The following is an 11,439-nucleotide window of genomic DNA, read 5'->3' as shown; positions in this document are numbered from 1 at the left end:
AAGTTGAAATTATGGGGAAACGTAACTGTACATAATAAAATAGGAGGCGGAGCCATCATGATTGAGGAATTTGAAGTAAAAAAAGAAGTTTTTGAAAGATTACCTCATGGCTTGACTCATTTTGAGATTAGCCTAGATGGCAAAAGCTATGAAGGACATTATAGAAATGGTGACGTGAACTGGTTTCATCCACAGCCAGAGCAAGGAGATCATGAAATGCCAATTGAAGAAGTAGAAGCTGAAGTGTGCAGAATCTTTATTGAATACATCCATTAAACGAAGAAGGACAGCTGATTAATCAGCTGTCCACTTTTTATATAACCAGATTGCTTCTCACAAAAGAGTCTTAATTGTTTAATACAATTTTTGAGATAGTTCTTACATGATATACCAGTGCCGAGGTACCTGCTTTCCTTTATTATAAATTACGCAATACCTTCCGGGAACCGATAAATAACCATGTACATAAAACAAATGGTAAGGTAAGTGGCGGGAGACCGAACGGTAATAACCATGTATCGACACTAGCTGTAACCAGAACCGTAGCCATAGCAGCGATCGTAGCTGCAAAAGGAAAACTCCGTTGTCGGACATTATAGACGGAACCGACTGCAATCATCGAAAGGACGGCATTATAGCTATACAGACCTAGATTCAACAACTTGATGTCCGCTCCTAAAGAATAGGCGACAAGCCAAGATACAGCAGTTGCGAATAAAGTATAAACACCGTATTTCCAGCCCGCCCAAAACACTGCAATTAAAATGAATACTCCAGACCAAAAAGTATCAATTAAAAAAACCTCTGCTACTCCTTTTATTAATCCGCTAAATAACCGGGGATCACCCTCGACATCTAATTGCCATTGGGACAAGGATTGCGGTACTAAATCTGAACTCAATTGAAAAGCTGTAAAGCGGTATGCTGAAAGTAGTAAAAACCATGTCAAAATAATAAAAGGGAATGTTAAAACTGGATACGCGAATTTTTTTGCCGTATGCATAAACGCTGCTGTCAGTAGAGAGGCAACAGCTGCGCCAGCCATCGCAATGATCCAGCGAACTCCTCCTTCCATGAACATCATAATCGCAATTCCTGTTAAAACAGAATTAAAACCGAATAATCCTATCTGAACTTGTTTTTTATCTGCTCCTCCGAAATCACCGACTAAAGTACCGATTGCGGATGAAATGAAAGCCATCAATCCAAGTGCAGGAGATGCAATAGAGAGGCCAATTATAATGATAAATCCTGACATAGCATTTTCAAGTAGAATGACTTGCGATACTCCCCTAAGGGTTGCTGGAATAAGCGATAAATAATGATTACTATTAAAAAACTTCTCTAGTTTGTATTGCAAAGAAACCCTCCCTTAGGACTTAATTTATTTATAAATATATCACATTATATTTACCTTATTATCTCCAAATGAAAAATGTAAATATTTTCAATAGAGTGAAACAAGCCTAAACATTGACAGGATGGGCTTTTGGTATTAAAAATAGATATAGAAGGAGTCGTTAATTTTAACAGCTATTATAAATTTTATCTATTTTGTTTAGAAGCTGTTTTGTGTTTATTTTTAAGAAGCTAGGGAAAACTTGTATTTAGGCTTTCTACTTAATTAACACGCTCCGACTTTTTGAATTAAAAGAAAAATGACACAATTGTCATGTAAAGATAGGAGGAAGTAAGATGCATTTATTACCACGTGAACAAGAGAAACTGATGATCGTCGTCGCGGCTGATTTGGCAAGACGTAGAAAAGATAGAGGATTAAAGCTGAATCATCCAGAATCTGTTGCACTCATTACATATGAGCTTTTGGAAGGTGCAAGAGATGGGAAAACTGTTGCGGAATTGATGCAATATGGTGGAACGATTTTATCTGCGGAAGATGTCATGGAAGGTGTTCCAGATATGATTGATGATATCCAAGTAGAAGCAACGTTTCCTGATGGGGTAAAACTTGTAACTGTGCATAATCCGATTAGATAGGAGGAATTGCTGGTGAAACCAGGTGAATACATATTGCGTGATGAAGAAATCATTTGCAATGAAGGAAAAGAAACGAAAATAATAACTGTCGTAAACATGGGGGACCGTCCGATTCAAGTAGGTTCTCATTTTCATTTTTTTGAGGTAAATGAAGCATTAGCGTTTGATCGAGATGAAACTTTTGGATTTCGTTTAAATGTTCCGGCAGGAGCTGCTTTCCGATTTGAACCAGGTGATCCAAAGGAAGTGGAGCTTGTAGCTTTAGGCGGAGAACGTCTTGTATACGGTCTAAATGAAAAGACAGAAGGATCAGTTGATAGGAGGAAGCAATCATGAGTTTTCGCATGTCGAGAAAACAATATACAGATATGTACGGTCCGACAAAAGGTGATGCTGTTCGCTTAGCAGATACAGATCTATTTATTGAAATTGAAGAAGATCGCACGCTATATGGAGAAGAAGTTGTCTTTGGCGGCGGTAAGGTTATTCGTGAAGGTATGGGGCAGCATCCACTTGCGACACGCGGCGATGATATTCCAGATTTGGTTATTACAAACATCATCATCTTAGATTATACAGGAATTTATAAAGCTGACCTTGCAATTAGGGATGGAAAGATATTTAAAATAGGCAAGGCTGGTAATCCGTTGATCCAGGACAACATCGATATCGTGATCGGTGCAGCAACAGAAGTGATCGCTGGAGAAGGAAAAATTGTTACAGCTGGGGCAATTGATACTCATGTTCATTTTATCAATCCGGATCAAGTAGAGACAGCATTGACGGCAGGTACGACTACGTTAATTGGTGGTGGAACAGGACCGGCAGAAGGATCTAAAGCGACGACGGTTACACCAGGACCAGCGAATATTCATCGGATGCTTGAAGCGGTGGAAGGCTTACCTATTAACGTAGGTTTACTTGGAAAAGGTCATGCAGCAGCAGAAGAACCACTAGCTGAGCAGGTTGAAGCCGGTGTAATTGGATTAAAAGTACATGAAGACTGGGGAGCAACGTTTTCTTCCATTGATAACTCATTAAAAGTTGCTGAAAAATATGATGTTCAAGTGGCTTTGCACGGAGATACATTAAATGAAGGTGGCTTTGTCGAAAATACAGTAGCTGCATTCAAAGATAGAGTCATCCATTCCTTTCACACAGAAGGTGCAGGCGGTGGTCATGCTCCTGACATTATCAAAGTAGCGAGTTATATGAACGTTCTCCCTGCTTCCACTAATCCGACGCTCCCTTTTACTGTTAATACAATAGACGAACATTTAGATATGCTGATGGTGTGCCATCATTTAAATCCTGATATTCCTGAGGATGTAGCTTTTGCTGATTCAAGAATTCGAGCTGAAACGATTGCAGCAGAAGACATTCTTCAAGATATGGGTGTTTTCAGTATTACGAGTTCTGACGCCCAAGCGATGGGTAGGGTTGGGGAAGTGGCAATCCGAACTTGGCAAGTGGCCGACAAAATGAAGAAACAGCGTGGAAAAATGTCCGGTGACAATGGAATTGGCGATAATACCCGCATCAAGAGATATGTGGCTAAATATACGATCAATCCAGCAATTGCCCATGGTATTGGAGAATATATCGGATCTATTGAAGAAGGAAAATATGCGGATCTAGTCATATGGAGTCCGAAATTTTTCGGTGTTAAACCAGATATGGTGCTAAAGTGTGGCATGGTTGTCAATAGTTTAATGGGAGATTCCAATGCATCTATTCCAACACCACAGCCATATATTTATCGTCCGATGTACGCGACGATCGGTAAAGCTCTTTATAAACATTCGATTACGTTTGTTTCGCAAGCAGCATATGACAATGGTATTAAAGACAAGCTTGGGCTTGAAAAAGTAATTCTCCCTGTTCGTGGTATTCGTAATTTAACGAAAAAAGACATGAAATTAAATACGGAAACGCCAGAAATTACGATCGATCCACAAACATATGAAGTAAGAGTAAATGGTGAATTGCTAACATGTGATCCGGTCGATGTGGTTCCAATGGCACAACGATATTTTCTATTTTAAGAGGTTAAAAAGTCCGGGGAAAACCAGCTATGAATTTCTTCTTAATACATTGTCCGTATCTAGCAGCACGAGACAATAGACAGCTACCTGTATAGTACAAACACAACGACCTAAATCTTATGGATGACGACTCTCTAGTCCCTCCACTTAGAGTCCGCAACTTTTTAGGTGGGTGCTTAACAGATATGACGAGGGTTGTGATCATAAATATCAAACAATCCTCTAACTTCCAATGTCATGGAAATGCTAGAGTGGTGTAGTTAGGAAGAAGCTAGGAAGAAGCTAGGAAGAAGCGTAGTAGGTCGCTCTGGCTTTTTTCCTTCTTTTTTAAATGATTTTGAAGGAGCAGATAAATGATTATTGAACAAATTGTTACTCATATTGATGAAATGGATAAAGATCAGCTTGCTAGATACCATAAGGAAAAAGTATTTATGGAAAGTGCTGATCTTGTAAAAAGAATTCAAAGGGTTACGACTGACCATGGGAATGAATTAGGCATACGCTTAAAAGAAGCTCGGGACTTAGTGGCAGGCGATGTTTTATTTATGGATGATCACAATATGATCGTCGTTGACGTCATGCCAGATGACTTACTTATTATTAAACCGAGAACGATCCAAGAAATGGGGAATATTGCACATCAACTTGGTAATCGTCATTTGCCTGCTCAATTTGAAGGTGATGAAATGTTTGTCCAATATGACTATCTTGTGGAAGAATTACTTCAAGAGTTAGCAATTCCTTTTGAGCGAGAGAAAAGAAAAGTTAAACAAGCATTCCGGCATATTGGTCATAGCCATGGATAATTATTTACTTGCGCTGTTGCAGCTAACTGATTCACAGCTTCCTACTGGGGCATTTAGTCATTCCTATGGATTAGAAACATATATCCAAGAAGATCAGGTTACAGATGCAGCATCGTTTACAGCTTGGCTCAACATGTACGTAGATGAACAATTAAAATACGCGGACGGGCTTGTGAGCCGTCTTGTGTATGAAGCAATAGAGCGAGATGATATTGCTGAAATTTGGAAGCTTGATCGCTTGATTACTGTACAAAATCTGCCACGTGAGGTACGTCAAGGTAGTTATAAAATGGGAGAACGGTTGGTAAGCCTTGGTTTATCTCTATACGAATTTCCGCTTCTAATTGAATATAAAGAGCGGATTTCTACTAATCAATCGTTCGGTCACCCAGCTATTGTTTTTACAATGATCGCTTACTACTTAGAAGTGCCGAAGAAAAGCGCGATTTCCTCTTATTTATATTCCTGTGTATCAGGAATTGTCCAAAATGCGGTGAGAGGGATTCCACTAGGTCAAACAGCAGGTCAAAGAATTCTCAGAGATATTCAGCCTCAGTTATTGGAAACGGCAAAAGAGACTGAGAAGCTAAAATTTGATGATTTTGGTATTACTGCTCCAGGAATTGAAATTTCACAAATGAAACATGAACGGTTAACGATTAGAATTTTTATGTCTTGAAGAGATTGTTTAAATCTTTTCTCGTCTTCCTTATTGAACATATATTTAAAAGAGGAGTGCTTTGAATGGAACCAATTAAAATTGGCGTAGGTGGTCCAGTAGGTGCTGGAAAAACGATGCTCGTTGAAAAACTGACACGCGCCCTTGAAAATGAACTAAGCATGGCGGTAGTTACGAATGATATTTATACGAAAGAGGATGCGAAATATTTAATGAATCATGGTGTCCTTCCAGCAGACAGAATCGTTGGTGTAGAAACAGGTGGCTGTCCACATACAGCGATCAGAGAAGATACATCTATGAATACTGCTGCTATTGAAGATCTGAAAAAGCAGCATGAAGATCTCGAATTGATTTTTGTTGAAAGCGGTGGGGATAATCTTGCAGCAACATTTAGCCCTGAACTCGTTGATTTTTCGATTTATATTATTGATGTAGCGCAAGGGGAAAAAATCCCGCGTAAAGGCGGACAAGGGATGATTAAATCAGATCTTTTTGTCATTAACAAAATAGATTTAGCACCATATGTAGGTGCTAGCCTTGATGTGATGGAAGCAGATACGAAAACCTTCCGGGGCAATAAACCATTTGTATTCACCAATTTGCAAGACAATACTGGGCTTGATGAAGTGATAGATTGGCTCAAGAGGCATGCACTTTTAGCAGGTCTTCATTAATATGAGTGGATGGACAGGGGAACTGCGGTTAAAGCTTGAAAATAAAAAAGGTAAGACCATCCCGAACGATGTTTATTACCAAGGGGCATTTAAAGTGATGCGTCCCCTTTATTTAGATGAGTCTGGTCAAGTTACTTATTTTCTTATCAATCCCGGTGGTGGTTATGTGGATGGCGATACGTATCGGATGGATATCACTGTGGAAGAAGGCGCCGAACTGTTATTAACGACTCAGTCGGCTGCTAAAGTATACAAAACTCCCAATGTTCCTGTTAGTCAAGAGACTAATTTTACTTTGAAAGAGAACAGTGTACTTGAATATATTCCTGATCCATTAATCGGGTATCGCGATGCTCGCTACGTACAAAAAAACATGATCCATATGGAAAAAGGAGCAACCCTTGTATACTGCGATATGCTCACTCCCGGATGGTCGCCTGATGGAGAATTATTTAGCTATGGGAAGCTACAGCTGAAGAATGAAATTTATATGGAAAATGAGCTTGTTGTATTCGATCATTTAAAATTGGAACCAGCGCGCAAACAAATGGGTGCGATCGGGCTGATGGAAGGATTTACACATCTTGGATCAATGATCGTTGTTGGAGAAAAAATGACTTCTGATTTTCTTGATGAACTCTATGAATTACTTGGAGAAGTTGCGGGTGAGAGCAAATTTGGCATCTCACAACTCGCTGTCCCGGGTTTTACATTAAGGGTACTGGCGAATTCGACTCAAGCAATGGAGAAAATATTTATGGAGTGTCATCGATTAATTCGTGAACAATGGTTTAATAAAAAAGCAGTGTTCCTGCGAAAATATTAAACAGAATGGAAACCCGTGGAGCAAACATACTCCACGTGTTTTTTCTTTTATTATTATAGTTTGAGCAGGGGGCAATGTAACAACGCATAACGTTTGTATTGAAAAAGACAATTATATCAAATGTGACAGTGCGTATATCGCTTTCTTTTATGGCATTATTTACAGGAGAAAAAGATATTGCATTTTTAAAACTATTCTCTTATACTAAAATTAGTTTGATATTCGAAATAAGTAGAAAACTCTTATTTTATGAATCGCATTATATAGGTATTTAGTAACCGTATGGTGAAGGCAGTATATAATTAAACAGAATAAGCAATTTTGTATTCAATATATTAGTATAGTTTTTTCCGTTACCACCTATAGACATCATCGATAATAAAAATGCAAATGGTATCTACATATTTGTAATGAATTATCTAAACCTTCAGATGACTGGTAGAAATGGATTCAATTACTTTTCACTTAATCGAATAAGTGATTCATTACTAGAATATAGGGTATAAGAAGCTGTAAGTGTAAAATTCAGAATAAATTCATTTCTCATTAGGGGGGATTAATTTGAGTGGAGAATTATTGAAAATAAAAAATCTGAAAACATCATTTCGGATTAAAGATCAATATTATGCAGCTGTGGATGACTTATCACTTACTGTAAATAAAAATGAATTATTAGCAATTGTTGGTGAATCCGGGTGTGGAAAGAGTGCGCTCGCATTTTCGATTATGGGCTTACACAATCGGGCGAAGATTGAAGGTAGTGTATTGTTTAAAGACCAGGAAATTGCTAATATTTCACCGGCAAAGTTAAATAAATTTCGTGGGAAAGAAATAGGAATGATTTTCCAAGACCCACTCACTGCGTTAAATCCTTTAATGGTTATTGGAGAGCAAATCGCGGAAATCATTTATTTGCATAATAAACAGCTCCCAAAAAGTAAACAAAAAGAAAAGGTTATTTCCTTGTTGAATAAGGTAGGTATCCCACGACCTGACCATACGTATGATCAATTCCCACATGAACTATCCGGGGGGATGAGACAGCGGGTTGTCATCGCAATGGCGATTGCAAACGAGCCTGAATTATTAATTGCAGATGAACCTACAACAGCACTTGATGTAACGATTCAATCACAAATTCTTGATTTAATAAAAGAATTAAAAGAAGGCAGCAATGCGGGCATTATCCTTATTACTCATGATTTAGGTGTAGTAGCTGAAATGGCTGATAGGGTTGCTGTAATGTACGCAGGGCAAATAGTGGAAATTGCAGATGTATACACATTGTTTGAAAATCCATTGCATCCGTATACAAGGTCATTGTTAAATTCCGTACCAAATTCAAAAGAAGTCCAATCAAAACTTCATGTTATTAAGGGAATTGTTCCTTCATTGCAAAAGTTACCCCGCGAAGGTTGCAGGTTTAGTGCAAGAATACCTTGGGTAGATCCTTCGGCACATGAAGAAAGTCCGGAATTGCATGAAGTTAGCCCAGGTCACTTCGTACGCTGCACTTGCTATAAACAATTTTACTTCCCTGATAAAAACAAGGAGGACCAGCGCAATGGCGTTTCTTAAAGTAGAAGATCTAAAAGTACATTTTCCAATTAAAGGCGGTTTATTTGGTAGAACGATTGATCATATAAAAGCAGTTGATGGAGTGAATTTTACAATTGAAAAAGGAAAAACCTATGGGCTAGTTGGAGAATCAGGTTCTGGAAAGACGACGACTGGTCGAGCAATTATTGGTTTGAACAATATTACGTCAGGTAAAATTACTTTTGATGAACAAAACATTACCAAATTGCGACGTTCTGATATGAAAGTACGTAAAGACGTGCAAATGATATTCCAAGATCCGTATTCTTCGTTGAATCCGAAAAAACGTGTTTTAGATATTGTGGCAGAGCCCATTAATAATTATGAGAAGTTATCAAGGGATGGCGTGAAAAAACGCGTACAAGAATTGATGGAACTAGTTGGATTAAGTCCCGAAAGTATTTATAAATATCCTCATGAGTTTTCAGGTGGGCAAAGGCAAAGGATCGGAATTGCCCGGGCAATTGCCTTAAAGCCGAAGTTGATTATTGCAGACGAACCCGTTTCAGCACTTGATGTTTCTGTTCAAGCGCAAGTACTAAACTTTATGCAAGATATACAAAAAGAATTAGGGTTGACTTATCTCTTCATTAGTCATGATCTTGGGATTATTAAACATATGTGTGATCATATTGGCATTATGTATAAAGGACGTTATGTCGAACAAGGTACGAAGGAAGATATATTTACTAGCCCTCAACACATCTATACAAAACGTCTTGTAGCTGCCATTCCTGATATTGATCCGAGGAAGCGAGATCAGCAACTTCAATTCCGCCAAGAAGTGAAAGCGGAATATGAACAATCGTATGATGATTATTTTGATGAAGAGGGCTTAGCGTATAAATTACAGCCCGTATCTGACACACATTTAGTGGCATTGCCTGGGAGAGGTTGAAAAATATGTGGAAATTCACTGTACGACGTATTGGAATTATGATTCCTCAAATTATATTACTTAGTATATTGATATTCATTTTGGCAAAAATGATGCCCGGAGATGCACTAAGTGGAATGATTGATCCCAATGTTGATCCGTCCACTATTGAGGCACAAAGGGAGAAGCTGGGCTTAAATAATCCTTGGTACATCCAATATATAGATTGGTTAAAGGGAGTTATTCATGGAGATTTTGGACAATCATTCCGCTTTAAAATGCCTGTTACTGAGTTGATTACTCAAAGACTTATTAATACAATTTGGCTTTCAGTTGTAACATTGATCTTAACCTATTTAATTGCGATACCACTTGGAATTACAAGCGGACGTTATAATGATACATGGGCGGATCGTTTAATAACTGGGTACACATATATTGGCTTTGCAGCTCCACTATTTATTTTTGCACTAGTTATGCTATGGATGTTTGGTTTCAATTTAGGATGGTTTCCTACAGGCGGAAGTGTAAAGCCAGGACTAACTCCAGGTACATTCGAATATGTTATTAGTAAAATAAACCATTTATTACTCCCGGCGTTATCGATGGCATTAATCGCAACGGTTTCGACCGTACAATATTTGAGAAGTGAGATTATCGATATAAAAGAAAAGGATTTTATACTTACTGCAAAAGCGAAAGGTGCTCCTGAATCTCGAATTTATAATCATCATATTTTAAGGAATTCACTATTACCAATTGCTGCTTTTTTCGGATATGAAATTACTGGTTTAATCGGAGGAACTATTTTTATTGAAAACATCTTTGGTTACCCAGGTATGGGACAGCTGTTTTTTGAATCCATACTTTTACGGGATTATAGTGTCGTTACTTCCGTTGTTTTGCTCTTTGGAATCGCCTCTATTATAGGAGCGTTAATTTCAGATATTATACTAAGTCTTATAGATCCGCGTATTCGTATTAAATAAGATTCGATAGACTCTGAGGTGGTTAAGATTGGAAACGAACAATGTTCAATTACTCGATAGCAGTCAAGATACTGATAGAAGTCCATCTGGCTTGCGAATTTTATGGCGTGAAATTGTCAGGGATAAATTAGCTTTTATATCGTTAATTTTTATTATTTTAGTTGTCCTATTCGTATATGGTATCTCACTTATATTAGATCAGAAGGAGATCGTTACAGTTGATTTATTTTCTATCCATAAACCTCCTTCTTCGGAATTTTGGTTAGGTACGGATCACGGTGGGCGTGATGTATTTGGCCAACTCATTGTTGGGACGCGTAATTCCTTATCGATTGGAATACTAGTGACCTTAATGACTGGAGTGATTGGAATTGGATTCGGATTGATTTCAGGTTACTTCGGAGGAACCATTGATAATTTATTTATGCGTATCCTTGACTTCTTTATGATTTTACCGTTTTTAATGATTGTCATTGTGTTTGCTGCAATCGTGCCGAAATATAGCATCCTATCATTCTCATTAATTATGACAGCATTTTTATGGATGGGGATAGCGCGCTTAATCCGCTCGAAGACTTTGCAGGAAAAAGAACTTGACTATGTTCAAGCTTCGAAAACATTAGGATCATCCGATTTTAAAATTATGTTTACACAGGTTTTGCCAAATTTAAGTTCGATTATCATTGTTACAATGACATTGAATTTAGCGGCTAATATTGGTTTAGAATCAGGGCTTTCCTTCTTAGGTTTTGGTTTTCCAGAGAGTACTCCGAGTCTCGGAACACTAGTTAGCTATGCTAGAAACCCGCAAACACTTGAGTTTAGATGGTGGATCTGGTTACCTGCATCAATGTTAATCCTAATATTGATGTTGAGTATAAATAATGTTGGTCAAGCGTTAAAACGTGCGACTGACGCAAGACAAAGAAGAGGATAAGAA

Annotated in this window: 13 protein-coding genes; 12 read left to right on the top strand and 1 reads right to left on the bottom strand. The window is 38.0% G+C overall.

Going from position 1 to position 11,439, the window contains the following annotated elements:
- The first annotated feature begins 3 nt into the window (after positions 1-3).
- Positions 4-276, top strand: a complete 273-nt coding sequence (locus MHB53_RS10440; protein WP_340917877.1) for a hypothetical protein — start codon at positions 4-6, stop codon at positions 274-276.
- Between the two features lie 142 nt (positions 277-418).
- Here the strand turns inward: MHB53_RS10440 and MHB53_RS10435 are convergent, their stop codons facing one another.
- Positions 419-1,360, bottom strand: a complete 942-nt coding sequence (locus MHB53_RS10435) for an urea transporter (protein ID WP_340917875.1) — start codon at positions 1,358-1,360, stop codon at positions 419-421.
- Positions 1,361-1,695: 335 nt separating this feature from the next.
- Here MHB53_RS10435 and MHB53_RS10430 point away from each other — a divergent pair, with 335 nt between their 5' ends.
- The 11 genes from MHB53_RS10430 to MHB53_RS10380 all read left to right on the top strand — a co-directional run bounded on the left by MHB53_RS10430 (position 1,696) and on the right by MHB53_RS10380 (position 11,436).
- Positions 1,696-1,998: an urease subunit gamma gene (locus MHB53_RS10430; RefSeq protein WP_340917873.1), complete on the top strand. Its 303-nt coding sequence runs from the start codon at positions 1,696-1,698 to the stop codon at positions 1,996-1,998.
- A 12-nt stretch (positions 1,999-2,010) separates the two neighbouring features.
- The gene (locus MHB53_RS10425; protein WP_340917871.1) at positions 2,011-2,334 is read left to right on the top strand and encodes an urease subunit beta; all 324 of its coding nucleotides are present in this window, start codon (positions 2,011-2,013) and stop codon (positions 2,332-2,334) included.
- Positions 2,331-4,043 (top strand): urease subunit alpha, encoded by a 1,713-nt coding sequence (gene ureC, locus MHB53_RS10420; RefSeq protein ID WP_340917869.1) that lies wholly within the window; start codon positions 2,331-2,333, stop codon positions 4,041-4,043. Before MHB53_RS10425 ends, ureC begins: the two co-directional genes overlap by 4 nt.
- A 353-nt stretch (positions 4,044-4,396) precedes the next feature.
- Positions 4,397-4,852, top strand: coding sequence for an urease accessory protein UreE (gene ureE / locus MHB53_RS10415; RefSeq protein WP_340917867.1), 456 nt, complete (start codon positions 4,397-4,399; stop codon positions 4,850-4,852).
- Positions 4,791-5,531, top strand: a complete 741-nt coding sequence (locus MHB53_RS10410) for an urease accessory protein UreF (protein ID WP_340917865.1) — start codon at positions 4,791-4,793, stop codon at positions 5,529-5,531. Before ureE ends, MHB53_RS10410 begins: the two co-directional genes overlap by 62 nt.
- 65 nt (positions 5,532-5,596) lie before the next feature.
- Positions 5,597-6,208: an urease accessory protein UreG gene (ureG, locus tag MHB53_RS10405; protein ID WP_340917862.1), complete on the top strand. Its 612-nt coding sequence runs from the start codon at positions 5,597-5,599 to the stop codon at positions 6,206-6,208.
- Position 6,209: 1 nt separating this feature from the next.
- Positions 6,210-7,034 carry an urease accessory protein UreD gene (locus MHB53_RS10400; protein WP_340917860.1) on the top strand — a complete coding sequence of 275 codons (825 nt, stop codon included), beginning with the start codon at positions 6,210-6,212 and terminating at the stop codon, positions 7,032-7,034.
- A gap of 561 nt (positions 7,035-7,595) precedes the next feature.
- Positions 7,596-8,612 carry an ABC transporter ATP-binding protein gene (locus MHB53_RS10395; protein WP_340917858.1) on the top strand — a complete coding sequence of 339 codons (1,017 nt, stop codon included), beginning with the start codon at positions 7,596-7,598 and terminating at the stop codon, positions 8,610-8,612.
- Positions 8,599-9,531 (top strand): ABC transporter ATP-binding protein, encoded by a 933-nt coding sequence (locus tag MHB53_RS10390; RefSeq protein ID WP_340917857.1) that lies wholly within the window; start codon positions 8,599-8,601, stop codon positions 9,529-9,531. The genes MHB53_RS10395 and MHB53_RS10390 overlap by 14 nt, the downstream gene beginning before the upstream one ends.
- Positions 9,532-9,536: 5 nt before the next feature.
- Positions 9,537-10,499 carry an oligopeptide ABC transporter permease gene (opp4B, locus tag MHB53_RS10385; protein ID WP_340917855.1) on the top strand — a complete coding sequence of 321 codons (963 nt, stop codon included), beginning with the start codon at positions 9,537-9,539 and terminating at the stop codon, positions 10,497-10,499.
- A 28-nt stretch (positions 10,500-10,527) separates the two neighbouring features.
- Positions 10,528-11,436, top strand: a complete 909-nt coding sequence (locus MHB53_RS10380) for an ABC transporter permease (protein WP_340917853.1) — start codon at positions 10,528-10,530, stop codon at positions 11,434-11,436.
- Positions 11,437-11,439 lie beyond the last annotated feature (3 nt).

Source organism: Bacillus sp. FSL K6-3431 (assembly GCF_038002605.1).
In the GTDB taxonomy this organism is placed as follows: Bacteria; Bacillota; Bacilli; order Bacillales; family Bacillaceae_C; genus Lederbergia.
Note: the sequence above shows the minus strand (reverse complement) of the source record. Positions and strands in the feature narration are given on the sequence as shown.

Coding starts and splice junctions, on each gene's coding strand:
- MHB53_RS10390 (WP_340917857.1), top strand. CDS start 8,599: ATGGCGTTTCTTAAAGTAGAAGATCTAAAAGTACATTTTCCAATTAAA.
- MHB53_RS10400 (WP_340917860.1), top strand. CDS start 6,210: ATGAGTGGATGGACAGGGGAACTGCGGTTAAAGCTTGAAAATAAAAAA.
- ureC (WP_340917869.1), top strand. CDS start 2,331: ATGAGTTTTCGCATGTCGAGAAAACAATATACAGATATGTACGGTCCG.
- opp4B (WP_340917855.1), top strand. CDS start 9,537: ATGTGGAAATTCACTGTACGACGTATTGGAATTATGATTCCTCAAATT.
- ureE (WP_340917867.1), top strand. CDS start 4,397: ATGATTATTGAACAAATTGTTACTCATATTGATGAAATGGATAAAGAT.
- MHB53_RS10430 (WP_340917873.1), top strand. CDS start 1,696: ATGCATTTATTACCACGTGAACAAGAGAAACTGATGATCGTCGTCGCG.
- ureG (WP_340917862.1), top strand. CDS start 5,597: ATGGAACCAATTAAAATTGGCGTAGGTGGTCCAGTAGGTGCTGGAAAA.